22 protein-coding genes are annotated in these 23,707 nt (G+C 55.4%); 11 read left to right on the forward strand and 11 right to left on the reverse strand.

The window, feature by feature from the left end; translation table 11 throughout:
• Positions 1-62 precede the first annotated feature (62 nt).
• Both FIV00_RS28475 and FIV00_RS28480 read right to left on the reverse strand, forming a co-directional pair.
• A complete protein-coding gene (locus tag FIV00_RS28475; RefSeq protein ID WP_247649309.1) occupies positions 63-632 on the reverse strand; it encodes a cytochrome b in 570 nt (189 codons plus the stop codon).
• Between the two features lie 132 nt (positions 633-764).
• Positions 765-1,739 carry a hypothetical protein gene (locus FIV00_RS28480; RefSeq protein ID WP_152503856.1) on the reverse strand — a complete coding sequence of 325 codons (975 nt, stop codon included), beginning with the start codon at positions 1,737-1,739 and terminating at the stop codon, positions 765-767.
• A 484-nt stretch (positions 1,740-2,223) separates the two neighbouring features.
• On the opposite strand from FIV00_RS28480, the gene FIV00_RS28485 reads away from it, so the two are divergent.
• Positions 2,224-3,426, forward strand: coding sequence for a VWA domain-containing protein (locus FIV00_RS28485; RefSeq protein WP_173006196.1), 1,203 nt, complete (start codon positions 2,224-2,226; stop codon positions 3,424-3,426).
• Between the two features lie 106 nt (positions 3,427-3,532).
• Here the strand turns inward: FIV00_RS28485 and FIV00_RS28490 are convergent, their stop codons facing one another.
• Positions 3,533-3,973 (reverse strand): YHS domain-containing (seleno)protein, encoded by a 441-nt coding sequence (locus FIV00_RS28490; protein ID WP_152503858.1) that lies wholly within the window; start codon positions 3,971-3,973, stop codon positions 3,533-3,535.
• A 302-nt stretch (positions 3,974-4,275) separates the two neighbouring features.
• Between FIV00_RS28490 and FIV00_RS28495 the strand changes: the two genes are divergently transcribed.
• From FIV00_RS28495 to FIV00_RS28520, 6 genes are all read left to right on the forward strand, one after another.
• Positions 4,276-4,764 carry a twin-arginine translocation pathway signal gene (locus tag FIV00_RS28495; RefSeq protein WP_152503859.1) on the forward strand — a complete coding sequence of 163 codons (489 nt, stop codon included), beginning with the start codon at positions 4,276-4,278 and terminating at the stop codon, positions 4,762-4,764.
• Between the two features lie 21 nt (positions 4,765-4,785).
• On the forward strand, positions 4,786-5,397 hold the full coding sequence (locus FIV00_RS28500) for a ferric reductase-like transmembrane domain-containing protein (RefSeq protein WP_152503860.1): 612 nt from the start codon (positions 4,786-4,788) through the stop codon (positions 5,395-5,397).
• Positions 5,398-5,540: 143 nt separating this feature from the next.
• Positions 5,541-6,722 (forward strand): benzoate/H(+) symporter BenE family transporter, encoded by a 1,182-nt coding sequence (locus FIV00_RS28505; protein WP_152503861.1) that lies wholly within the window; start codon positions 5,541-5,543, stop codon positions 6,720-6,722.
• 104 nt (positions 6,723-6,826) lie between these two features.
• Positions 6,827-8,194 (forward strand): DUF3179 domain-containing protein, encoded by a 1,368-nt coding sequence (locus FIV00_RS28510; protein WP_152503862.1) that lies wholly within the window; start codon positions 6,827-6,829, stop codon positions 8,192-8,194.
• 391 nt (positions 8,195-8,585) lie between these two features.
• Positions 8,586-9,602 carry a TAXI family TRAP transporter solute-binding subunit gene (locus FIV00_RS28515; RefSeq protein ID WP_152503863.1) on the forward strand — a complete coding sequence of 339 codons (1,017 nt, stop codon included), beginning with the start codon at positions 8,586-8,588 and terminating at the stop codon, positions 9,600-9,602.
• A 90-nt stretch (positions 9,603-9,692) separates the two neighbouring features.
• Entirely contained in the window at positions 9,693-11,822 is a 2,130-nt protein-coding gene (locus FIV00_RS28520) for a TRAP transporter permease (RefSeq protein WP_152503864.1), read from the forward strand.
• Positions 11,823-11,882: 60 nt separating this feature from the next.
• Here FIV00_RS28520 and FIV00_RS28525 read toward each other — a convergent pair whose 3' ends face one another.
• From FIV00_RS28525 to FIV00_RS28550, 6 genes are all read right to left on the reverse strand, one after another.
• A complete protein-coding gene (locus tag FIV00_RS28525; RefSeq protein ID WP_152503865.1) occupies positions 11,883-12,476 on the reverse strand; it encodes an NAD(P)H-dependent oxidoreductase in 594 nt (197 codons plus the stop codon).
• A gap of 74 nt (positions 12,477-12,550) precedes the next feature.
• A complete protein-coding gene (locus FIV00_RS28530; RefSeq protein ID WP_152503866.1) occupies positions 12,551-13,957 on the reverse strand; it encodes an FAD-binding oxidoreductase in 1,407 nt (468 codons plus the stop codon).
• The gene (locus FIV00_RS28535) at positions 13,954-15,279 is read right to left on the reverse strand and encodes a cytosine deaminase (RefSeq protein WP_152503867.1); all 1,326 of its coding nucleotides are present in this window, start codon (positions 15,277-15,279) and stop codon (positions 13,954-13,956) included. The genes FIV00_RS28530 and FIV00_RS28535 overlap by 4 nt, the downstream gene beginning before the upstream one ends.
• On the reverse strand, positions 15,280-16,158 hold the full coding sequence (locus tag FIV00_RS28540; protein WP_152503868.1) for an ABC transporter permease: 879 nt from the start codon (positions 16,156-16,158) through the stop codon (positions 15,280-15,282).
• Positions 16,159-16,201: 43 nt separating this feature from the next.
• Entirely contained in the window at positions 16,202-17,008 is an 807-nt protein-coding gene (locus tag FIV00_RS28545) for an ABC transporter ATP-binding protein (protein WP_152504509.1), read from the reverse strand.
• A gap of 65 nt (positions 17,009-17,073) precedes the next feature.
• A complete protein-coding gene (locus FIV00_RS28550; protein ID WP_152503869.1) occupies positions 17,074-18,084 on the reverse strand; it encodes an ABC transporter substrate-binding protein in 1,011 nt (336 codons plus the stop codon).
• A gap of 319 nt (positions 18,085-18,403) precedes the next feature.
• On the opposite strand from FIV00_RS28550, the gene FIV00_RS28555 reads away from it, so the two are divergent.
• The 3 genes from FIV00_RS28555 to FIV00_RS28565 all read left to right on the forward strand — a co-directional run bounded on the left by FIV00_RS28555 (position 18,404) and on the right by FIV00_RS28565 (position 20,556).
• Positions 18,404-18,790 (forward strand): RidA family protein, encoded by a 387-nt coding sequence (locus tag FIV00_RS28555; RefSeq protein WP_247649310.1) that lies wholly within the window; start codon positions 18,404-18,406, stop codon positions 18,788-18,790.
• A 61-nt stretch (positions 18,791-18,851) separates the two neighbouring features.
• A complete protein-coding gene (locus FIV00_RS28560; RefSeq protein WP_152503871.1) occupies positions 18,852-19,646 on the forward strand; it encodes a creatininase family protein in 795 nt (264 codons plus the stop codon).
• Positions 19,647-19,686: 40 nt separating this feature from the next.
• Positions 19,687-20,556 carry a sulfurtransferase gene (locus FIV00_RS28565; RefSeq protein WP_173006198.1) on the forward strand — a complete coding sequence of 290 codons (870 nt, stop codon included), beginning with the start codon at positions 19,687-19,689 and terminating at the stop codon, positions 20,554-20,556.
• Positions 20,557-20,607: 51 nt separating this feature from the next.
• On the opposite strand, the gene FIV00_RS28570 is transcribed toward FIV00_RS28565, so the two are convergent.
• Positions 20,608-21,126, reverse strand: a complete 519-nt coding sequence (locus FIV00_RS28570; RefSeq protein ID WP_152503873.1) for a redoxin domain-containing protein — start codon at positions 21,124-21,126, stop codon at positions 20,608-20,610.
• 199 nt (positions 21,127-21,325) lie between these two features.
• A complete protein-coding gene (locus FIV00_RS28575; RefSeq protein WP_152503874.1) occupies positions 21,326-22,186 on the reverse strand; it encodes a DMT family transporter in 861 nt (286 codons plus the stop codon).
• A gap of 114 nt (positions 22,187-22,300) precedes the next feature.
• Between FIV00_RS28575 and FIV00_RS28580 the strand changes: the two genes are divergently transcribed.
• Entirely contained in the window at positions 22,301-23,701 is a 1,401-nt protein-coding gene (locus FIV00_RS28580) for a PLP-dependent aminotransferase family protein (protein WP_152503875.1), read from the forward strand.
• The last annotated feature ends 6 nt before the right edge of the window (positions 23,702-23,707 follow it).

Raw genomic sequence — 23,707 nt, forward strand, 5'->3', positions numbered from 1 at the left:
TGTTCCTCATCAAGGCCAGGCTGGAGACTTGCCAGTCGCCGGGCCGGTCGAACCGATGACACTCACAGCATCCGGAAGAGCGTCCGATCCTTCCTGATCGTATGATGAAACACCACGGCGCCAATGTGCAGTACAAACAGGACAAGCAGGATATAGGCGCTCCATTCATGAATGGCAGACAGTGTCCAGGCAATATCCGGGCTCTTGCCTATCGGGCTCCAGATCTGAACCAGACCAAACCATTTCAGCGGAAACCCGTGTGCATTGGTCGCCAGAAACCCGGATAAGGGCATGATGATCAGGAAAAGATAGAAAAGGCCGTGAACCGAAGCCGCAGCATATCGTTCGATAGCAGGCCCCTCGTTCTCAATAGGTTTTGTCAAAAGCTTGTTGCCAACCCGGATCAGCATCAGCCACAGAACGATGAAGCCAAAGCTTTCGTGCAGCAGGTAGAATGCGGATACGACGTCCTTTTTTGCGAACCCAATCATAAGGCCGAGGGGCCACGTGATAAGAACCAATACGGCGACGGACCAATGCAGAAGCCGCGTAACTGAACCATATCGCGCGAAGGGGTGAACGGGCTCCCCTCCGCCTTGAGAGGTTTCTTTGAAAGAAATGCTGTCTGTCACGGGTGTCTCCAACGGTCCTATGAGCTGCTTCTATTGAGGGCTCAAGTTCAATTTAATGCAAGGTTCGGCGGATTTGTTTCCACTGCACGGCAGTCAAGCCGGTCCGCCAGGGTGGGGTCTGCATCGACGAGATCAGACGTAGGCCTGAATGGGATTTCCGACATGCGGCATGCCATGGATCTGCGGCTGATCTGCACGAAAACCGAAAGCGTCCCGTTCATCGAACAAAAACTCGGACAAGTTCTCCATGATGCGGGCTCTTGCGCCCGGCACGTGAAACCTCAAGTTTCGCAATCCACGAACGTAATCGGGAAAAACCGGGTCGCGCGCACCTAATGGACGACGGAAGGCCAGCTGCCTGTCGCCGAAGACGGGCTTATAGCCAAATATGGAAAGCCCAATCAGTTCGCGTGCCAGGACACGCGGAATGTTTTGCCGTGTGTCCCAGAACATTCGCAAATTCCAGCTAATGAATTTTTTCCAACAAAGCTTCTTGAACTCAGGCGTGTTCCGGACGAAACCCGCCGGCACATTGCCAAATCGCGCGTATTGCTGCTCCAACTCCCGCAATTCATTGCCAAGGGTTGCCTCACATTCACGCCAGAGACCGCGTTCATAGGGCTCAAGCGTTATGACAAACTCATGGTTTGCAGTTGCACCCCCGACGATCAGAGCGTCGTTGAGAAGTGGCGTCCAACGATCTTCACTCAAGATACTGCCCAGCCCGCAAACCGGCACAACGTCCCTGGTCGGGAGACGGGTGTTCACCGGCAAGTCCGCGTCGTTTACTTCCTCGCGCGCTGCTTGTGCTGCGTCGGCCAGTCTTGCTGTTTCTCTTTCCTGAATGCCGTTGGCAGCAGTAAGACCGAAATTCATGATCAGGTTTCTAGCTTTGCGGATTTCGGTACCACCGAGCAGCACCAATCTCAGCTGATTTTGGCCCGTCGCCCGATACAGCCTGTAGGCCGCCCGGATGTACATTGTCATGGCAAGATCTCTGTCCCAGGACGGCGGAATGAAGCGACCCACCCAGGCGTTATCTTGCCGGTAGATGTTTTTGACGGCTTGGACTTCTCTGTTAAATGTCTGGAAATTCATCAGCGGCATGGGTCTTACCTCCCGATTTGTCCCGAAGGAGCGGTTCCGATACCTGCAAGATGGTGGAAAGCAATGCGAATGCCCTGTGACCGAGGACACTTCACATCTCGGGAAATGAGAGAAAAGTTTCGGGAACATCCGACAGGTCGGTCAGTCGTGCTCAAAACCACGGTAAGTGCCGGATCGATGGATTTTCCGACAACCTGAAAAAGGTTCGAAGTGCTTCAAACCACATCGTGAGAGCACAAGATTGGCCAAGTCGAAAATCTGTGCCGTGCAGCACATTCTTCAGCCTCTGATCATGTGAAGAAGACATCGGCTTTGGGTTGGTGTCGACGGGGTCCTTTATTAACTTCTGAAAATGCTTCAGATCTGTGCAATAGCAAATCGATCACAACTACGTTGGACGCCTGTACAAGGTTCTTTCGCTATGCTAGCGAAATTGTCGTTCTACTGCTCGTTCGAGCAAATATTTCAATGGGATACTTCAAGCATGAAATCTTTCATACCCGGTTGCTTTCCGTTGTCATTGGCAGTCGCGGGAGCGCTGGTTTTTTCAAGCCCCGTGCTGGCCCAGGAGACTTCCAACCGTGGCAAAGCCATGATGGTTCTGGATGCCTCCGGCAGCATGTGGGGCCAGATTGACGGAGTTCCGAAAATCTCAATTGCACGAGACGTAATCGACGGAGTTCTTGGAAAGTGGGACCCGGCCGTCGACCTGGGTCTCATGACATATGGCCACCGGCGCAAAGGCGACTGTAACGACATTGAGGTCGTTCAATCAGTCGCACCACTAGAGCCTAACAATTTCTCTTCGCTTGTCAGGGGCATCAATCCGCGCGGCAAAACACCTATTTCGGAATCGCTCATGCGCGCCGCACGGGAATTACGACATGTTGAAGACCCCGCCTCCGTCATTCTGGTCAGCGACGGCCTGGAAACATGCGAGGCGGATCCCTGCCTTGCCGCAACACTGCTTGAAAACAGCGGCATCGATTTCACTGTCCATGTTGTCGGCTTCGACCTGACAGATGAAGAAGCGCGTCAGTTGCGCTGCATTGCTGACAATACTGGCGGGCGGTTTCTGAACGCTGACAATGCAAACGAATTGACCGAGGCTCTTGCGGAAACTGTTGTTGCAGTCAGCGAAGAGGTGGTTGCCAAGCCTGTTGAACCAAAACCAGCACCCCCTGTTGTGCCCAAAAAGATCACCGAGCTTGATCTCGACCGGCTGAGCTTTGACGTCCACAAAATCGAAAAAGATGCCGCTTCCGGAAAAGTTGTCGCGACCGGAACGTCAAACGGCGTCGGTTGGACGGTCACAGCCAACAACATTTACGAGCCCTATTCCAACGTCAACGGCGGTGCGAGCTTTAACGATCTTCCTGGCCGCTATGACGATCTGCATGTCGGCTCCGACTTTACGATCACCTTTGATCAGCCTGTGACCTCGATGCTTGTCGTGCTTGCCAATGACAACGACACGGGAGATGGGCCGAACTTTCAGGAACTCCCGCCCGTTGATTTTATCGACGCCAGTAACCCCGACGGTGGCACTCAGGTGAAAATCGAAGATAAGGGGGGCGCGCTGTTCTATTACTACGACATCAACATTACTTCGATGACCCACGTAAACGACAACGGCATCAATGACGGTTGGGACCTGGCATTCTTCGTCTTTCCGACGGCCAACTGATCAGTTCAAAAAAGAAACAGATGCCGTCCGGCCACCCGGGCGGCATTTTATTCGTAAATCTCGTTGAAGGTTGACTTCACACAGAGCAGATCGAATTTCAGCGCATTCAATTCAAGCCCGGCCAATTCCTGTTTGCCTTGGAAATATAGCCGGAGATGTCGCGGCTCCAGGTCCGTTGAACGGATTTGGAGTAGTTCACATAGAGCTTGCCGGCCACCACTTTATACGCGAGCGGATCGACCCCGACCTTGTAACCGCGTGAAACGCCATAAGCGCAGTAGCCGTCAAACTGAGGGGCATAACTTGCAGGGTTCGCCAAAAAGGCATCCCGGTTGCGTGATGATGAAAACTGGTAGGTCAGTCCACGGTGTTGCGCTGTGAATTCGGCGTGGCCCTGCTTGGGGGACTTTCCTGAAAAATAGGTCACCGGGTCGTAGCCAGTCAGTGCAAGCGGGCTCTTGGCAAAAGACGGCAACGCCGATGTCGCGACCATCGCACCACCGGCAGCTGCGACAAACAAACCCAAAATTCCTCTGCGGTTGATCATGAACTTTCCTCGGTTGACCGCCGTTGCCTTAAGGATGTTGCGCGGCGAACTGACATTCAATGAACAATCATTTGAACGATTTGGCTTGTTGGTCTCCATTTTTGCGGCTTTTGGACTCCTGAACGCAATCTGCATCTTGTGCAAAGGGGTAGAAATCGCCGGATCACGAAACCGTGAGCCTGGTTTATCGCCCTTCCAGCCATGCTGAACTCGGAAATTGCCACAAACGCTCTATACTTTTGATCGGCCGTGTTTGGTCCCGAAGGCACATATGGGCGCCACTTCCGACAGGAGAGACTTTCATGACCGCCGATCTCATCACCCGCCGCAGACTTCTCGCTGTTGGAAGCGCTGCCCTGGCGACGGGCACATCTGGATTGCTGGTACCTGCGCAGGCACAAGGCATAGCGCCAACGCGTTCGATGCGTGGGGGCTCCAACAATTACCGTCCCGGAGCTCCAATCGTCGACCGTATAGGAGGTGGCGGCTTCTGGATGACCGGAACCGTCCGTCGTGCAGGCGATGGAGTACCTCTTGCCGGTCAACGCATTCAAATATGGGCACACACGACGGAAGGGCATGAACGCGACCCGCAAAGCCACGGCGCCACCCTCACGGATGCCAATGGCAACTTCCGTCTTGAAATGCCGCAGATCGTGCCGGCGTTTGGGCAACCCCATGGTCACCTTGCCTACGACAGCGAAGAGTTTGAAACGGTGTTTCTGCGTCCCGTCATGTCCAGCTCGAAGGATACCAGCCTGGAGGCGCATTTCGTCCTTACTCCGGCCTGATCCGACTTGAGACTTCATGAGATGAGCCGAACGCGCGGCTATCTGGTCTGGAGCGTGCTTGCCATTGTTATCGCGCTGCCGATTTTGGCGGCTGCGACAAGCCCCCTGCTCGCCTGGCGTCAACCCGTTTACATTCTTGCCGGATTTGCCGGTGTTGCGGGCATGGCTCTTCTCCTGGTTCAGCCTCTGCTTGCTGGTGGCTACCTGCCCGGGCTCTCTGGCGCACGCGGACGGCGGGTCCATCGCATCACCGGGGCCCTGCTGGTTGCCGCTGTCCTGCTTCACGTAGGCGGACTTTGGATCACCAGCCCACCGGATGTCGTCGACGCCTTGCTGTTTCGTTCTCCAACACCGTTTTCCGTATGGGGCGTCCTTGCCATGTGGGCCGTGCTTGCCGCAGCTTTTCTTGCCGCGTTTCGTCGTCGCATGCGTTTGAAGGTGCGCATGTGGCGACGCACCCACACAGCCCTCGCGATGGTCATTGTCACCGGTAGTGTAATTCATGCCCTTTTGATCGAAGGTACGATGGAAACCATGACGAAATTCGCTCTTTGTGCCCTCGTCATTATCGCGACAGTGAAAGTTATGGTGGACCTGAATATATGGACGAAGCGGTCGCGACGCGAAGTCTGAAGGCCAGTCTAGAGGACCAGGAACTGTCCCAAAGCGCGTCAGAAGCGCTTTCGGCGGGTTGAAGATCTTGCCGCGACGGCCTTGCTATGCTGTGTTCGGGCGTGCGCGGCGCGCACGAGCCTTGCCCGAAGAATGAGCCTTCCATGTTCCGTGATCTAACGTTTCCAGCCACCTATATGGGGCTGCTTGCAGCCTTTGTCGGATACTCGGCCTCCTTTGCCATTGTGCTTGCAGGCGTTAAATCGATGGGCGCCACAGATGCGCAAGCAGCGACCGGGTTGTTTTTTGCCACCATCGGCATGGGCATCTGCAGTATCTGGCTCCCGGCCGTCACGCGGATCCCGGCGGCGGTTGCGTGGTCAACTCCCGGCGCTGCGTTCCTTGCGGCAACCGTCGCGTTGCCGGGAGGCTTTTCAGAAGCTGTCGGAGCCTTGATCTGCTGTGCAGCGCTGATCGTCGTGACCGGGTTCATACCTGCGCTTGGACGTGTTGTCGCCGCTATCCCGAAGCCTATTGCAAACGGGCTTCTGGCAGGTGTCTTGTTGAAATTGTGCTTTGCACCGGCATTGGCACTGGGAACGATTCCCTTGCTGGTATTGCCGGTTCTTCTGGCCTGGCTCATCGGGCTTGCCTGGAACAGACTTGCTGCAATGCCGTTTGCCGTGATCGCCTTTGTGATCGTTCTCTTCTTCGCGGTGAATGGCGACAGCGGCACCGCCGCTGTGGAAACGCAATGGCTGCCGGTTTTTACGCCTGTCATGCCGACCTTTTCCATCCATTCAATTGTTTCCGTCTCTTTGCCGCTCTATCTCGTGACAATGGCCGGTCAGAACATTCCAGGCTTCGCCGTATTGGAGCTGAACAAATACCCGGTCAATCGGCAGCCCCTGCTTCAAAAGACCGGACTGGTGAGCCTTTTGATCGCACCGTTCGGATCGGTGCCGGTCAACATGTCCGCGATCACCGCTGCAATGATGGCTGGAGAAGACGCCGGACGCGATCCGACCGGGCGTTACTGGGCTGCCATCGTGTCTGGAATTGCCTACACACTCCTGGCTTTTGCAGCTGGGCTTGTGACGTCTCTGGCAGGTCTCGCGCCGACCGATCTGATCACCGCCGTTGCGGGGCTGGCGCTGATCCCGGCTTTCGTCAATTCCATTTCGGCAGCTTTCAGCGACCGTGACCAACTTGAGGCGCCGGCGTTGACCTTTCTGACCGCAGCAAGTGGAATGATGCTCTTCGGTGTCAGCGGAGCATTCTGGGGTGTCGTTGCAGGCAGCATTGTCTGGATTGCAAAGTCACTCGTGAAGAAGCAGTCCACATGATCGAAACGTGAAGCGGCGTTCTTGATCGCAACCTCCTCACGAGAGTTTTGTGTGCATGTGAACATGTGACTCCGCAAACTGGCATTGGCCAAGCGGAGGATGCCATGCCACTGACACGACGCGGATTTACGGGAATGCTGATCGCTACCGCCGTCACACCTGCGCCATTGAGAGCACAGGACGACCCGGTTCTGGCGGCCATTCGGTCTCCGCTATACGGCACCAGTTCCGAGTTTGCGAAAGGCATGGTCTTCCTGCGTGAACGCGGCAATCCGGACGTCGTGCCCGCGCTCTTGACCAGCATGAGATTTTCCAGAGGGCGGCAGGGCCGGATTGCTGAGGTGATGGACGAATTGGCGGGCCAAAAGTTCGGTACGGACTGGTTCGAATGGATGCTCTGGCAGGAACGCAACCCGCAGATCGTCCCCCATCCGTCACTGATCCCTTTCAAGCGTGAGGTTCTGCTTGGGATAGACGAAAATTTCGACGTCTTCCTGAAACCAGAGCATCTTGCGCGCGAGCAGATGAAAATACGGTTCGAGGAAATTGCCTGGGGCGGTGTCCGCAAGGACGGAATTCCATCCCTCGACAACCCAGACCTGCTTCCAGCCGCCAAAGCGGATTACCTCAAGGATGATGACCTCGTTTTCGGCATCTCTATCAACGGTGATACCCGGGCCTATCCATTGCGGATCATGGGTTGGCATGAAATGTTCAATGAAGTGATCGGCGGCGTTCCGGTCGCGCTGGCATACTGCACGCTGTGCGGATCTGGCATCTTGTTCGAAACCAAAGTGACGGGTCGAAGGAAACCGCTGGTTTTCGGGTCGTCCGGCTTCCTCTACCGATCCAACAAGTTGATGTTCGACCGGGAAACCCATTCGCTATGGAACCAATATACCGGCAAACCGGTCGTAGGTCCGCTGGTGGACAGCGGGATTGAGTTGAAACAGCGGCCCGTTGTGATCACCAGCTGGGGAGCCTGGAAAGCGTCCAATCCCAAAACCCGGGTCCTGTCCTTGAATACCGGCCACCGGCGTGACTACGGCTCGGGTGTCGTCTACCAGGACTACTTTTCTTCTGCCGAACTCATGTTTCCGGCACTGGTTGATCAATCCAGACATCGGCAGAAAGACTATGTCTTTGCGATCCGGCAATTCGGGGCTGCCAGGGCTTGGCCACTGGATGCATTTGAAGAGAAATCGATCATCAACGACGCAATTGCAAATACGCCACTCGTCCTGATCGGCAATCCTTCAAAACGCACAGTACGTGCCTATGAGCGCGGGACCCATCAATTTGAGCAGCGCGGCGAAACGCTTCTCGATGAAACCGGGCAGACATGGACTGTGACAGAGACCGCACTGGAGCGCGTGGATGGGAAAACGCTGCCCCGTGTCGCCGGTCATATCTCCTATTGGTTCGCCTGGGACAATTATCTGGGTGATGCTGCGACCGTATATGGCGGCTAACGGTTTGATTTTTGAACGTTTGCCTTCAAGCATGTTGATAGAAAAAACGCAGACAGCAACGTCATATGCCATCGCTGCCATAGCTGTCTTTAGAACTCACGTGTGAGACATTTTCCTAACCTAAATGCAAACCAAGAAATACAACCTGCCTTACAAATATAAGCAACTGCACCGCCTCGCATGAGTTGTACGCAAGAAGCGGTTTTACGCCAGATTTCAACCAAGCAGCTCAAAAATAAGTTATTGGCAATATAATACTGAAGCTTCGCATTGATTTCACAGAAATTCGCCCGATTTAGCCGTTACCAGACTCTGAAAACCGCTGACAATGCAAGTTTCCCGAGTATCTGAGCGCAGGAAATCATCTGTGTTCCATCTGTGGAGAGATTCTATGACTTCAAAAAGCAAGGCAGGACTTTTGAACGTTTTCTCTAGGTACACACCGGCACCATTGGTGGCGGCACTGACCATCGGCCTGTTCGTCCCGGCAGCAGCGGCGGAGGACCGCAGTGACTGGCCGACAAGCTTCTCGGTCGGCACGGCAAGTCAGGGCGGAACCTATTTCGTATATGGCTCCGGCTGGACAAATCTGGTTTCAGATCAACTCGGCATCCCGGGCGGAGCCGAGGTCACAGCCGGACCGGTGCAAAATGCAGCGCTTGTCCAAACCGGTGACCTTGATTTCGGCATGGTCACCATGGGACCGGCATTCGACGCGATCAACGGTGAAAGCGCTCTCGCGCCGGGACTGAAGCATGACCAGATCCGGGCAATCTTCCCGATGTACAAGACCGCGTTCCATATCATGACCCTGGAAAGTTCCGGTATTGACAGCATCGATGACATTCCGGAAGGCGCAACTGTAGGCTTTGGGCCGGTTGGCGGCACCCCTGGAACGTACTGGCCACGGTTCTTTGATACGTTCGGCAAGTCCGTGACTGCGCGCCACGGCGGAGCGGCAGATCTTGCAGGCCAGCTTCAGGATGGTTTGATTGATGTCTACACTTGGGCGGCAGGGGTTCCCTTCCCGGCATTCTCGCAAGTCGAGGCACAGGCTGACGTCAATTTCATCGGCATGACGGACGAGCAAGCCAAACAGATCGCTGCGGACCATCCGGTATCTCTTTTCACTATCCCTGCTGGAACCTACCCGTCTCAGTCCGAAGATCATGCAAGCGTTTCCATGTGGAACTTCGCGATCGCTCGTGCTGATCTACCGGAGGACTTCGTTTATGCGGTCGTTGATGCTGTGATGAGCAACAATCCAAAGATGCTCGACATTCACAAGGCAGCTGTCGAAACTCTGCCGGAAAACTACGACAAGAACGCCTTCATCCCCTGGCATCCGGGCGCGGTACGCTGGTTCAAGGAGAACGGTTTCGAGATCGACCCTGCCCTTGGCGGCTAAGCGGTCCAAAACCGGCAAACAATTGCCTTTCCCCCGGGCCGCAGGACAGTGGCCCGGGTTCAACACGTGCCAGATCGAGACCGAAACGTGATGTCTGACGCCATCGACCCCGTTCCCGCCCAACGGGATGAAGCTGCCAGCCGCGCCTTGCGGGGCTGGCAGGGGAAGTTGTTCGGTCTTCTGTGTGTGCTTTATGCAGCCTGGCATCTCTACAGTCTCAACATTGCACCACTTGAGACCTGGCTTTTCCGCATACTGCATATTTGCGGAGCTCTCGTTCTCGGGTTTGGGCTAACAAGCGTCCTGCTCACCGGTCCGGACAAACGCTTGCGTAAAGTGGCAATGGAACGGACCGTAGCACTCATTGCTGGACTGCCGGTGATCTATGCACTCGTGCTGACCCTTTACGGCGTCATTCAATATTGGAACGCGGGAACAGTTGAGAACCCCGACACGACCTTTGCCTATTTCGGGGTTTCGCTCGCCGCCGGCACATTGTTGGCGATTGTGGCCGGATGGTTCCTTCGCGGAAATGAGGGCCGTATTTCCTCAATTGACTGGGTTCTGGTGCTGGCCAGTATTGCGTCGACCGGCTTTATTGCGCTTAGCCTTGATGCCTTGAATTTGAGGCTGCGCGCGGGTACCCCCTTTGCGGATCCGCAAAACGCCTGGGCTGCATTCGTTGCCATGGCGCTCATGCTGGAACTTACGCGCCGTGTCGCGGGTCTTGCCCTGGTTGCGATTGCCGCAATTTTTGTCGGATATGCCTTTTTGGGGCCGTGGCTACCCGGATTTCTGGAACATCGCGGGTATGATGCAAAACGGTTTTTCAGCTACGTATTTACTGACAACGGCATTCTTGGCCCGACAACCGCCGTCTCTTCCACCTACATCATTCTTTTCATTATTTTTGCAGCCTTCCTGCAAAGTTCAAAAGTTGGCGACTATTTCGTCAACCTGGCCTTTGCAACAGCGGGCCGCGCACGTGGAGGGCCGGCCAAGGTTGCCGTCTTCGCCTCCGGACTGATGGGAATGATCAATGGCACATCTGCCGGCAACGTTGTGTCGACAGGCTCGCTGACGATCCCGCTGATGAAGCGTGTGGGATATCGCTCACAATCGGCAGGCGCAATCGAGGCTGCTGCCTCAACCGGTGGCCAGATCATGCCTCCGATTATGGGGGCCGGCGCCTTCATCATGGCCGAGATCACCGGAATTCCCTATACGGATCTCGTCATCGCAGCCCTGATACCGTCCGTGCTGTATTTTGTCTCGATCTATTTCATGGTCGATTTCGAGGCGAAACGCCTCGGCATGCGCGGCATGACCAGTGACGAAGTTCCCAAATTCAGAAAGCTCGCCAGGCAGGCGTTTCTGTTCCTTCCCATATTCATTCTGGTCGGCTCTCTTTTCCTCGGCTATTCGGTGATCCGTGCCGGCACGCTCGCGATTGCATCTGCCGCGGTCGTGAGCTGGCTGACGCCGTTTCGCATGGGTCCGCTCCAGATCATCGAGGCACTGCGCAATGCGTCGCAGATGTCCATTCAGATCATCACGGTCTGCGCAACGGCTGGCATCATTGTCGGCGTGATTTCACTGACAGGTGTCGGCGCCAGGTTCTCTTCATTGCTGTTCGAGCTCGCCGAAACCAGCAAACTGCTCGCACTGATTTTCGCAATGATCATCTCGATCATTCTGGGCATGGGCATGCCGACAACCGCAGCCTATGCCGTTGCTGCCTCAGTGGTGGCACCGGGCCTGATCGAACTCGGCATCGCGCCGCTGATCGCGCATTTCTTCGTGTTCTATTTTGCAGTCGTCTCCGCGATTACTCCGCCAGTGGCCCTCGCCGCCTATGCCGGCGCTGCCATTGCCGGAGCAGAACCCATGCGCACATCGGTGACGGCATTCAGGGTCGGCCTGGCCGCGTTCATCGTACCGTACATGTTCTTCTACAGTCCCGGTCTTTTGATGGAGGCCAGCTGGATCGAAATCATCCGCAACGCAATTACCGCCATTATAGGAGTCTATTTCCTGTCCGGCGCGGTCCAGGGCTATCTGATGAGCCCCCTTGCTCCGGTCTGGCGCATTCTGCTTCTGGGCGCAGCCCTTTGCATGATCTCTGGCGATTGGCGGACGGATGTGATCGGCATCATACTCGGCGCTGCGCTTTGGTTGAAATCACGTCATGACGTTGAACGCGTCGCCAGAGAAGCCTGATTTCCAGGCGGGACAATTTGCAACTTTCATCCGCCGATTGAAAGACCGCAAAACGGTAACTTATCGCAGGAATGCCGCCATTTCCTTTTTGGCTTTGGCAATGTAGTTCTGGCGGCTCTCCTGGGTTGAGCTGTCCATCTTGTAGTGTGCCAGATAACGGGTCTTGCAACGCGGTTTTGCGAGGAGCTTGATGCCACGCATGATGGTTTTGCGCCCGGGTTCCCCCACGAACTTGGACACAAACCAGCTTGCACCGCAGGTCGTCACGATCCCGATGTGCGAAATGTTCTGCATGTTAGGTCGCAAATCCTCAGTCGCGGTCGGCATGATGAACGTCTCATGCGGTACCCAAACCCGTTCCAGCCACCCTTTCAGCATTGCCGGAAGACCGAACCACCAGGTTGGATAAATGAACAAGATTGCCTCACACCACTTGATGTCGGCCAGATCCTGCGCAATCGGCACGGTGTTCGACTGCGGTGTGTGATAGCCCCGCCGCTCCTGCGCGCTCATGACCGGGTTGAAGCCTCTCGCATAAAGATCCGTCAGGCGCACATCGTGGCTGTCTTCCTCTAAAGCCTCAACAACGGTCTTGCACAATGCGGCATTGAAGCTTTCTTCACAGGGATGACAATAAACGACAAGAACGCGCATGCACTCGGCCTTAAGGAACAACACCATGCAGGCAGAATGGACAAACCGCCTGCGTCACTCTCGTACGCCGCGCCTCAGCCTCGCTGAAGGCCGGGAAACAGGAAAACCTGACCGCTATCGTAGTCGTAGTCCGGGTTCTCCCAGGCAATCATTTTGCCAGGATTGAGCAGGCCCTTGGGATCGGCTTCCTGCTTGAAGGCCAATTGAACCGCGTCGGTCTGTTTCATGCCGCCTTCTTCCAGCGTGTAACGGTGGGGATTGAAAATCGGACAGCCGTTATCTTCGTGCAACCGGATGATCTCATTCAGTCTTTCTTCGCTGGTGTAGCGCACGATTGGCAATCCGAAACAGGTGATGTCGCCGTCAAAACGGACATATTCCAGATGTCCAGGTACCTCATCCCCAAACAGTTCCTGCATCTTCCCGACAAGTTCGACCTGGTTCGGAAACGGGTAGAGAACCTGGAGATAAGTGATCTCTGGATCCACCCGAAGACCACGCAGTGTCGTGTGGTTCCAGGACAGCTCATAGGCCGGAGGAAGCCGCCTCACATCCTCGTCGCTTGCCTTGTCCGAACGATAGAGAACCTCGCCGCTAGGCTGACGGGCGACGAACGCCTCAAACGCCGCCATGGCAAACGGGGCCACCATCAGAACGGCGACGGACTGGTCTTTGCGAATGAACTTCTGGTGCCGGAGGAAATAATCGTGCGGAACCGGTGCGGCCACGGGCGCAATGTTCTTGGTCAACAGGCCGTCCTGGTTGGCCAGTGCGTCGGAAAACCTGACCGCATCCATGAAGTCATCAAAGCCGACCAGAACATCAACCCAGTCGTAACTTGCTGTCAACGGCATCTCGATCTCGGTAATGATGCCGTTGGTGCCATAAGCATGCATCACCTTCTGCAGATCGTCGCCTGTCATCTCCAGAATTTGAGGATCGGCCTCCATCGTGATGACGCGCAAACGAATGACATTGCCGAGATCCCTGAGGCCACCCCAGTTGATTGAACCGACCCCGCCCGAACCACCGGCAATAAAGCCCCCGATGGTGGCTGTCCTGTAGGTGGACGGGTGCATCCGCAATTCCTGTCCGGACTGTTCCCGGGCCGTCTTGTCTATGTCGGACATGATAGCGCCAGCTTCGACGACGACCGAACCTGTCTTGACTTCCTTGACGGCGGTCATCTCCGCCATATTGAGTACGACACCGCCCGACAATGGCATCGCCTGTCCGTAGTTGCCGGTGCCAGCACCCCGTGTCGTCACTGGTATGTCGGCCGTAAAACAGGCCTTCAGTACACGGATGATTTCGTCTTCTGTCTTAGGGGTCACAATCAGGTCGCCGGTAACGTCCTCCAGCTGCTTTTTCAGGACCGGCGAATACCAGAAAAAATCACGGCTCTTCTGCTTCACGATTTGCTGGTTGTCCTCGATCTTGAGGCCGTCAAGATCGGCTTTTAATGCAGCGATGGCGCTCATGACTTTGGTTGCCTTTCCTGAAGAATTTGATCGAGTTCCCGATAATCGGGCAGTGTTTGGTCAATGAGAGTTCCCGCGCGCAAAACGCTGCGTGGGCCCGCCGGGCGGGACAAAAGCTCGTTCCAGTCCCGCGCCCCAAAAAGCACGAGATCGGCCGGTGCTCCGACTTCCAGTTGGCCTGCCCGAATATCCATCAATTGAGCAGGTGTCGTTGTGACCGTGCTGATCCAGTCGCCGATCGGATGATCGAGATGCAATATCCGGGTGGCCTGCGTATAGACCTCGACCATGTCCAGATCGCCATAGGCATAAAAAGGGTCACGGGTATTGTCGGAGGCAACGGCAACAGAAATACCGCGCTGCTTCATTTCGTGCAGTAGCGTGACGCCCCGGCGGCGCGGTGTCCGGCCCTCTACGCGATCCTGAAGATACATGTTGCACATCGGCAGTGAAACGATGGCAATCCCGGTTTCCGCCAACAGATCAAGTGTCCGGTCAATCTCATCTGGTTGATGCACCGACAATGAACAACAATGACCGCATACGATCTTGCCGTCGAATTTCAGGCGTTGTGCTGTTTCAGCAATGTGGCGCAGTGTGACCACGGTCGGATCCAACGTTTCATCCACGTGAAAGTCGAGGTCGAGACCCCTGTCCATGGCCGCTCGAAAGACATCTTCAAGATGCCTGTCCAGATCCGGGATCATATAGGTCACAGCCCCCATGATCCCGTTGGCATTGCTGACCTTGTCCGCAATATCTGAAAGATAGTCGCCATCTTCGGCAAGGCGGTCGATCCCGAACAGGCAAACGCCCTGGAGAGTGATGCGACCGCGCCAGTCGGCGCGCATTTCTTCGAACACTGGCCAGGTGATGTCTTCTTGCGGCGGAATGCTATCCAGATGCGTGCGGATCGCGGCTGTTCCGTGCGCGTAGGCACATTTCAGGGAAAATTCCATGCGCGCCCGCAGGTCATCCGCCGACCAATAATCGATCCGGTCTTCGCCGACAGCTGTAAGCGCTCCCATGAAGGACCCGTCTGGATTGGCCTTGCGTGGCCAGATGTGCCCTTTGTCGAGATGGGTATGCAGGTCAACAAAAGCGGGCAAAACCAGACCTTTGTCCAAATCCAGACCAGGTTCCACACCAGTCATGGATCCTCCAGGTGCGACTTCAAGAAGCTTTCCATCAACGACCTTAAGGTCCATCGCCAACAGGGAGGTGGGATCCGCACCCTGCATATCGGCGAGCAAACATGCCGGAACGGTTGCATTCTTGATGATCCCGGTTCCGTTGAAACCGGACCCCGTTGCCGGTCCCATCTATATCTCCCGCTTCAGGGCACTTTCATGCCATTTGCGCAGGAGCAAATGCGACAGGAGGTTCATGGTCAGGAATATCAGGATCCCGGTAACGGAAATCAGAATGAGCGCCGCGAACATTCTCGGCATGTTCAGCCTGTAGCTTGCCTCCAGGATCTGGTTGGCGAGCCCTGACCCCGAGCCAGCGGAACCGGCGACAAATTCGGCAACGATCGCCCCGATCAGAGACAGGCCTCCGGCAATTTTCAAGCCCCCCAGGAAATAGGGCATTGCTGCGGGCAGACGCAAAAACCTCAGGGTTTGCCAGCGGCTTGCACCATAAAGTCGGAAAAGGTTCTGCAGATTGTGATCTGCTGAATTCAGTCCCAGCGTCGTGTTTGAGAGTATCGGAAAGAACGCGACGATCCAGGCACAGATCAGGAGCCCCGCCGTGATCGAATCCACATAAATCAGGATCAGGGGCGCAATTGCGATGATCGGTGTTACCTGCAAAATGACCGCGAATGGAAAGAACGAAATTTCGATCCATTTGGACTGCGTGAACAACACCGCCAGTCCCAAACCGCCCAATGTCGCAATCAACAGGGCTCCGAAAGTGATCTTGAGGGTATTGAGAAGCGCAACGCTCAAGATGCCCCAATCGGCAAGCAACGTGTCAAAAACCTGTCCCGGTCTCGGCAGGATGTAATGTGGAATTTCGTTCCAGACGCAAATCCTGTCCCAGAGATAAACCGACAACAGCAATATGACGACCGGCAACACCCATCTGCCAATCGTTTCCCGTCGAGCCGCACGCGCACGCTTCATTTCCTCAGCATCAAGAGGAATTTCCGTCGCGCCTGCGGGCATGGGTGACTTGTCGGCAATGTCTAAGGTCATGATCCAGAGCTGCCCAGAAATCTTGAGATAATCAGATATGTCATCAGAGGTGATCTCCCGAGTTCATGGCCTCGTGAAGTGCTTCCGAAACGTTTCGGCAAAAGCCGCTGTAGACGGATGATGTCCTGAAATCCTCATCCCGCGGATAAGGCGCATCGATGGCCATGTCATTTACGACACGCCCGGGCCGCGCTGCCATGACGACGATGCGGTTGGAGAGGTAAACGGATTCAAACACCGAATGGGTCACGAAGATGACCGTCCAGCCAAAGGTCTCCCACAGACGCAGAAGATCATTGTTGAGCTTGAAGCGGGTTATCTCATCAAGTGCAGCAAACGGCTCATCCATCAATAGGAGCTTGGGCTTTGTCACGAGAGCGCGTGCAATCGAGACACGCATTTTCATGCCACCTGACAATTCCCTTGGATAGCTGTTCGCGAACTGGTCGAGACCGACACCTTTCAGTGCCTCCATGACCTCGTCATAGGCAGCTTTTTTCGAGACACCCTTAAGGCGCAGCGGCAACCAGACATTCCCGAAAACGGTCGCCCAGGGCATGAGGGTTGGTTCCTGGAACACGAAACTGAGTTCATGGTCCTTCTGTCTGGATTCTTCCATCGGCCATTCAACCCTGCCCGAGCTTGGGCTCGTCAGGCTGGTAATGATCCGCAAGGCGGTGGATTTGCCGCATCCCGAAGGGCCCAGAAGAGAAACAAATTCTCCCTGACGAATGTCGAGTGACAGGTTGTTCAGTGCCACCGTTCCATTGGAAAAGGTCTTTGAAATGCCTTTGAGGGAAACGATGGGCTGTCCGATGCCCGTGTCTGTTTGCATATCTGCTTGTACCATGGCCGTCATGTTAGAATTGTCCGGCCATGGTTGCATTTTTCATGTGTGTCACGGAAGCGTCCTGATCAGTTCCCGGTCAGCTCTTTTTTGCGATCCAGACCCACGCCATTGTTAACGAATTCAAGCGTGTAGGACTTCGTGTAGTCGACGTCTCCGTTGACGACACCTGCCGCGACCATTTTTTCAAAAAATGACTTGTTACGCTCATCCGTCATGGCGCCGATGCCCATTGTGAGCGCATCACCACTGTCCACGATTCCGTAGGATTTCAGTTTATCGATCGAGAAGGCCAGCTGACCGTCGGTCATGCCCGGATTGTCCTTCTTGATCATTTCCAATGCCTTGGAATTGTCGCCGTAAAGGAAATTGACCCAGCCGATAGCCGAACCGTCGACGAAGCATTTGACGACTTCCGGTTTGGTTTCCACCAGCTCGGTCCGGGTTTCCACCGTGGTCGAATAGGTGTCATATCCATAATCGGCGATCAGAAATATGTTCGGCTCAAAGCCGCCTTCCGTTTCGATGGCATAGGGCTCAGACGTAATGTAACCCTGTTGACCAAGCTTCTTGTCGGCCAGAAAGGGTGCAGAGTTATAGGTGTAAGGACGCACCTGTTCGTCCTTGAAACCAAACTCTGATTTCATCCATTGATAGAAAGAATTGAGGCCGCCCTTCCCGATCAGGAGATTGATGTCCTTGAGGCTTTCCCAGGTATCCAGGCCCTGATCCGGATGTGTCATCAGGATCTGCGGTTCTTTCTGGAAATGAGCTGCCACAACAGTGGTTGGGATGCCCTGTTCAATCGCAGAAAAAGCCTGAAGCATGTTGCCGCCCATAAGAAAGTCGATTTTTCCGACCGGCAACAGGATGCGATTGTTGGCTTGCGGTCCACCGGGCTTGATTTCAACTTCAATGCCGCAGGCTTCATATGTGCCATCGGCGACCGCCTGATAGTAACCACCATGTTCTGCTTGAGCGACCCAGTTTGTACCGAAGGTCACTTTTTCAAGCGCATGCGCGCTTGTCGACGCCATGACGGCGAGCGTCGCAAGTCCTAAGTTCCGAGACAATCCCATTTCCGCGTTCCCCGTTTTCGTTACACCAAGCAGGTCAAACTGCCCACGACGGGCCGAATGCTCTGCCGCTGTGCTCGAAAGCCCTGAGAGCGGAACAGGCAGGAAGAGAGCCCTCGTGTAAAAACATTGGCCCGCTTGTCGTGCTGCCCGTTGGTTACATGAGCAGCCCGCAAAGACTTGCACATTGCCGCACCATTGTCAGCGCAAAAGTTAATCGTGCCCTCAATTTGAGCAATGGCATCTAAATTACGCAACCACGGAAATTGCGTGCAAGCGACCGTCGCGATAGCTTTCCGTTTTTGACATGAGGACAAGCCACTTGAAACGCGCGCACATACCGCCAGACATTCGAGCGCCTTTTGCTCGGTATAGCCATGCAGTGGAGATCCCCGCAGGGCATCGTCTTCTGTTCGCTTCGGGCCAGCTGGGTATTGCAGCCGATGACCGAATCCCAACCGACATTGAGGGACAGACGACGCTCTGTTTCGAAAATGTAAAGGCGATCCTCGCATCTGCCGGAATGACGATGCAGGATGTGGTACGGATCAATTCCTATGTAACCGACCGTGTCCACTTGCCGGGCTATATGCGCGTCAGGGATGGTTTCATTTCCGAGCCCGCACCAGCATCAACATTGATGATTGTTTCGGGTTTTGCCCGAGAAGACTTTCTTGTCGAAGTCGAGGTTGTTGCCGCGGCACCTTGAAACGCCTTGTCGCTGAACGAGCGCGCGAAACCTTCAGAAAGAACTGAGGAGAAGACCCTACATGCTGCCCAAACTCAACTGGCAAGACATGACCACCACGGATTTCGACGTACCGTCAATCAAGGAGTGGATTGCAATCCTGCCGGTGGCTGCAATCGAACAGCACGGGCCGCATTTGCCGGTCTATACCGATACGGCGATTGCGCAGGGTCAGGTTCAAAGGGTGATGGAGCTGGTTCCGGAGACCATACCGGCAACCTTCTTGCCCGTGCAGGCGGTTGGCAAGTCAAACGAACACATATCCTCGCCGGGGACGCTGACCCTTGGTTGGGAAACCGCGCTCAAAGCCTGGACGGAACTCGGTGACAGCCTCGCCCGTGCCGGGGTCAGAAAACTGGTGGTTGTGAATTCACACGGAGGAAATGTGCCGTTGGTAGGCATCCTCACGCGTGAGCTCAGGGTTCGGCACAAGATGCTCGCCGTTGGCACCGCCTGGGCGCATTTTGGACAGCCGGAAGGCGTTTTCTCAGACCATGAACTCACCTTTGGAATACATGGCGGCGACGTGGAAACTTCCATCATGCTGCACCTGCATCCCGATCTGGTAAAAATGGACAGGGCTCAGAACTTCCGCTCCGCTCAGGAGCGCTTCGTTTCAGACTTCACGCACCTTCGTGCTCATGGGCCACATGCCTTCGGCTGGAAGGCGCAAGACCTCAATTCCGCCGGCACCGTCGGCGATGCATCCATCGCGACCGCCGACAAAGGCCGCCAATCTCTGGATCATGCCGCCCGCGGTTTCGTTGAGCTGCTGCATGACGTTCATGCCTTCGATATGAACATGCTCGCCGATTGAGTAAATGCCAAACAGCTCTACCAGATTGAGGAGCCCTGCCATGTCACCATCGGACCTTAAAAGAGATATTCTGGCGCGTAGTTCACCACTTGTCTCGGCTGAAGAACTTGAACTTCTCTCGAAGCAGCCAGGCCTCAAACTGTTCGATGTACGCGGAACCTGGAGCAGCCCAGCCAGAGCGTTGCCTGACGACTACGAAATGAGCCACATTCCAGGTGCGGCTTTCCTCGATTGGACCCGCCGGTTCATCGATCAGAGCAAAGCCCTTCCGCTTGCATCCGTCGCGGATCGGGATGCAGCCCGAAGCGCATTCAAGGCTCTTGGCGTCAATGCGACTGATCTCGTCGTTCTCTACGACAACTACCATCACATGCTGGCAGGTCGCGTCTGGTGGGCGATGCGGTATTGGGGTTTTGACAATGTCCGTGTGCTCAACGGAGGCTGGGTGCGTTGGACCAAGCTGCAAAAACCTGTGACATCCAGCACAGCAGAAGTGTCACAAGGTGACTTTGAACCTGTGCAAAGAGGCGATTGGCGCACCAGCCTTGAGGACTTTATCGAAAATCACCAAAAATCATGTGTCATCGATGCGCGCGGGTCCGCCGGATATGCCGGTAACGCAGACGACCCACGCACCGGACATATACCAGGTTCCTTGAACATCCCGTTTTCAGAACTCTTGGACCGTGAAACCGGCCTATTTTTGAACCGCGACGCCTTGTCAGACGTGTTAGACGAAAAGGCTCCTCAATGGAGGGAACGACCGATCATCGCGACTTGTGGTTCTGGCTACGCCGCAACGGTCACTTTGCTCGCCTTGACTGAACTCGGCAACGAAGCACGTCTGTTTGACGGATCCTTTTCGGCATGGAAACAGGACCCGGCCAGACCTGTTGAACAAACACGTTAAAAAGGCCGGGCCGTCGATAGACAGATCAAACCTTGAGGGTTTTTTCGGAGGTTAGGCCGTTCCGCGAACCGGGCGGTTGTGTTCGATGTTGAACTTCATTCCGTCGAGAAGTTCTTCCAGATCCGGCCGCGCCGCCGGTCCATTGGAAATGTCCACGAGCATCAACGTGCCATCCGGCCGTATCCCGAAACTGCCCGGTTCAGCAAAAAGCTTGTCAGTTTCAGCGTCCGAGAGTGGCTCTGAAACATAAAGCCCAAGCGAGCGCATCTGCGCCTCGCTCATTCCGTAGCCAAGCTCGAATTTCCAGCCGAACTCCTGCTGGTCAGCCCGCGCCTTTTCTTCGCTGTCGGCTGAAACAACCACGACGTCCAAGACATCGGTCCAATTGTCCAAAGCAGCATTCAGCTTGTTCAAGAACCGCTTGCAGCGCGGGCAATGCTTGCCACGATAAACAAACAACATGGTCCAACGGTCTTTGGGTTGGCCGACGGCGACCGAGCCTTCACGTCCGAGTACCGGAAAACGCATTTCCTCGAGACGTTCGCCCACGCGTGGTTTTGGAGAAGACATTTGGTGCCCTTCGTTTGATTATTGACTTGAAACTTCGCGATAGCCGAGTGGCAGCGGAAACAGCATGCGCCAAAACCGATTCGCCGCTGCAAGATAGCAAAGACCGCAAGAGATAGTGCCCCGCGCATGTTCAATATGCGTTGAGCTGCCCGGACTACACGTATTCAGGTTGAGCGGTCTAACAGTTCTGTCGGCCCTATCATGCAAACCGTTTCGCACCTGCAACGCAGATGACGACCAGGATCGTGACACCGATCATGGAGGGCGCGATCGGTTCAGCCAGCAAGAAAGCAGCAAGGATAAGACCGAAGAAGGGCTGTAACAGCTGCAGTTGTCCCACGCCCGCGGTGCCGCCGATGGCCAGGCCCCGATACCAGAAAACGAAACCGACAAGCATTGAAAAGACGGATACGTAGGCAAGGCTCAGCCAAACTGGCAACTCCAGATCAGAGACGGACTGCGGATATGTGACCGCTGCCAAACCTGCCATGAAGGGGAGTGACAGGATCAGCGCCCAGGATATCACCTGCCAACCACCCAGCCGACGCGAAAGCTGAGCGCCTTCGGCATAGCCCAGACCGCAGGCGACAATCGCGGCCAGCATGAACGCATCACCGGTCAAAGATGCATCCGCACTCTGGGACAATGCAAACCCGACGACCGCCGCACTGCCCAGAATCGAAAAAAGCCAGAACAGGGGTGCGGGTCGTTCTCCGCCCCGGACCACGCCGAATGCCGCCGTCATCAAAGGCAACAGGCCAATAAACACGATGGAATGCGCCGCGGTGATGTGCTCCAGCGCAAGGGCTGTCAAAAGCGGAAAGCCGATGACCACACCTAACGCAACAATCGCAAGCGATTTCAGGTCGGAAACAGATGGTCGCCGTTGCTTCATCAGACCAAGCAGAAGACATGCCAGAATGGCAGCAAGCACTGCCCGGGCAGCCGTCAAAAAATACGGGTCAAAACCGCTTACAGCCACCCGCGTGGCCGGCAGTGACCCACTGAAGATCAGCACACCAAGCAATCCGCTGCCCCAACCGGAAAATGAAGAGTTCATCGCGACAAATCCTTTTTTGGATTTGTAGGTGGATTGGGCCAGCAAAGGCAGATACAGATCAATACAATATTCAAAAACTGTATTGGTTTATTTGACCACACAACGGAGCCGAAGGTGACAGAAGCAACACGCCGAAACCTTGTCGTGGAACATATCAACCGCGGGATCCAGTCCAGAACACTTGGCCCGGGAGACAAGCTGCCTTCGGTTCGCGGACTTGCTGCCACCTTGCAGGTGTCTGCGTCGACAGTCGTGGAGGCTTATGACGTTCTGGTGGCTGAAGGCATCATTTGGGCACGGCGCGGTTCCGGATTTTTTGTCGCCGACAGGGCTCAACCCTTTGCAGTGTCTCAAACCGGGCCGCAGCTGGAGCGTGAGGTTGACTCCCTTTGGGTCGCAAGACAATCGATAGATGCGGAAAACGACGTGACCAAGCCTGGCTGCGGTTGGCTGCCAAGCGATTGGATGCCGGTTGATGCACTGCGCCGGGCCATGCGTCAGGTTGCCCGCGCCAGCAGTGCCGCATTGACCGACTACGGCAACGCTCAAGGACACCTGGAGTTGCGGCACCTGATTGCCCGCAAGCTTCATGATCAGGCCATCGAGGCGGGCCCGGACTGTATTCTTTTGACGAACTCGGGCTCACAGGCCCTGGATCTGGTCTGCAGACTTTTGCTCAGTCCAGGGGACACCGTTCTGGTTGACGACCCGTGTTACTTCAATTTCCACGCCCTCCTCAGAGCCCACCAGATCAAAATCGTCAGCGTGCCCTTCACGCCAAAAGGCCCAAACCTGGCGGCTCTGGAAGACATTCTGAAAGATCAACGCCCGCGGCTTTATCTTACCAATTCTGCGCTGCACAACCCGACCGGAGCGACACTCTCAGCCGCGACGGCCCACCGTGTCCTGTCGCTTGCCGAAACGCATGATCTCATAATCGTGGAAGATGCAATCTTTGCCGAATTTGAACCGACCCTTTCTCCACGCCTTGCTGCACTGGACGGGCACAACCGGGTCCTGACAATTGGCAGTTACTCCAAGACACTGTCGGCCTCCTTGCGTTGCGGCCACATCGTGGCCCGACGGGACTGGATCGAAGCGCTGACGGATTTACAGGTTGCGACCAATTTTGGTGGACCCAGCCCGATGGTGAGCGAAGTGCTGCATACGGCCTTGACCGACGGAGGCTACCGCAAACACATGGAGGCCCTGATTTCCAGGCTCGACCGTCGGCGTTCCCAAATGACCAGAGAATTAGGTGCATTGGGACTGAAGCCGTGGGTAAAGCCCCGAGGTGGCTTCTATCTCTGGTGCGAGTTTCCCAACCAGATCGACGCGGCTTCCGTTGCACGTCGGTCTCTGACACGAGGAGCTGTTTTCGCCCCGGGCAACGTCTTCAGCGCATCGCAGAGCATGTCTTCCTTCATGCGCTTCAACGTCAGCCAACTGGAATCCGGTCACCTGAAATTGCTCGGCGAACTGATAAAAGCCGGCGATACTGCGGACAGAACCTGACTTCTG

It is taken from the genome of Labrenzia sp. THAF82 (assembly GCF_009363435.1).
Classification (GTDB): domain Bacteria; phylum Pseudomonadota; class Alphaproteobacteria; order Rhizobiales; family Stappiaceae; genus Roseibium; species Roseibium porphyridii.

What these genes read in the sequence shown, in the direction of transcription:
- FIV00_RS28560 (WP_152503871.1), top strand. Translation starts at nt 18,852, where the DNA reads ATGCTGCCCAAACTCAACTGGCAAGACATGACCACCACGGATTTCGAC.
- FIV00_RS28510 (WP_152503862.1), top strand. Translation starts at nt 6,827, where the DNA reads ATGCCACTGACACGACGCGGATTTACGGGAATGCTGATCGCTACCGCC.
- FIV00_RS28525 (WP_152503865.1), bottom strand. Translation starts at nt 12,476, where the DNA reads ATGCGCGTTCTTGTCGTTTATTGTCATCCCTGTGAAGAAAGCTTCAAT.
- FIV00_RS28550 (WP_152503869.1), bottom strand. Translation starts at nt 18,084, where the DNA reads ATGGGATTGTCTCGGAACTTAGGACTTGCGACGCTCGCCGTCATGGCG.
- FIV00_RS28565 (WP_173006198.1), top strand. Translation starts at nt 19,687, where the DNA reads ATGTCACCATCGGACCTTAAAAGAGATATTCTGGCGCGTAGTTCACCA.
- FIV00_RS28540 (WP_152503868.1), bottom strand. Translation starts at nt 16,158, where the DNA reads ATGACCTTAGACATTGCCGACAAGTCACCCATGCCCGCAGGCGCGACG.
- FIV00_RS28480 (WP_152503856.1), bottom strand. Translation starts at nt 1,739, where the DNA reads ATGCCGCTGATGAATTTCCAGACATTTAACAGAGAAGTCCAAGCCGTC.
- FIV00_RS28500 (WP_152503860.1), top strand. Translation starts at nt 4,786, where the DNA reads ATGAGCCGAACGCGCGGCTATCTGGTCTGGAGCGTGCTTGCCATTGTT.
- FIV00_RS28485 (WP_173006196.1), top strand. Translation starts at nt 2,224, where the DNA reads ATGAAATCTTTCATACCCGGTTGCTTTCCGTTGTCATTGGCAGTCGCG.
- FIV00_RS28570 (WP_152503873.1), bottom strand. Translation starts at nt 21,126, where the DNA reads ATGTCTTCTCCAAAACCACGCGTGGGCGAACGTCTCGAGGAAATGCGT.
- FIV00_RS28530 (WP_152503866.1), bottom strand. Translation starts at nt 13,957, where the DNA reads ATGAGCGCCATCGCTGCATTAAAAGCCGATCTTGACGGCCTCAAGATC.
- FIV00_RS28535 (WP_152503867.1), bottom strand. Translation starts at nt 15,279, where the DNA reads ATGGGACCGGCAACGGGGTCCGGTTTCAACGGAACCGGGATCATCAAG.
- FIV00_RS28495 (WP_152503859.1), top strand. Translation starts at nt 4,276, where the DNA reads ATGACCGCCGATCTCATCACCCGCCGCAGACTTCTCGCTGTTGGAAGC.
- FIV00_RS28575 (WP_152503874.1), bottom strand. Translation starts at nt 22,186, where the DNA reads ATGAACTCTTCATTTTCCGGTTGGGGCAGCGGATTGCTTGGTGTGCTG.
- FIV00_RS28515 (WP_152503863.1), top strand. Translation starts at nt 8,586, where the DNA reads ATGACTTCAAAAAGCAAGGCAGGACTTTTGAACGTTTTCTCTAGGTAC.
- FIV00_RS28545 (WP_152504509.1), bottom strand. Translation starts at nt 17,008, where the DNA reads ATGGTACAAGCAGATATGCAAACAGACACGGGCATCGGACAGCCCATC.
- FIV00_RS28520 (WP_152503864.1), top strand. Translation starts at nt 9,693, where the DNA reads ATGTCTGACGCCATCGACCCCGTTCCCGCCCAACGGGATGAAGCTGCC.
- FIV00_RS28505 (WP_152503861.1), top strand. Translation starts at nt 5,541, where the DNA reads ATGTTCCGTGATCTAACGTTTCCAGCCACCTATATGGGGCTGCTTGCA.
- FIV00_RS28490 (WP_152503858.1), bottom strand. Translation starts at nt 3,973, where the DNA reads ATGATCAACCGCAGAGGAATTTTGGGTTTGTTTGTCGCAGCTGCCGGT.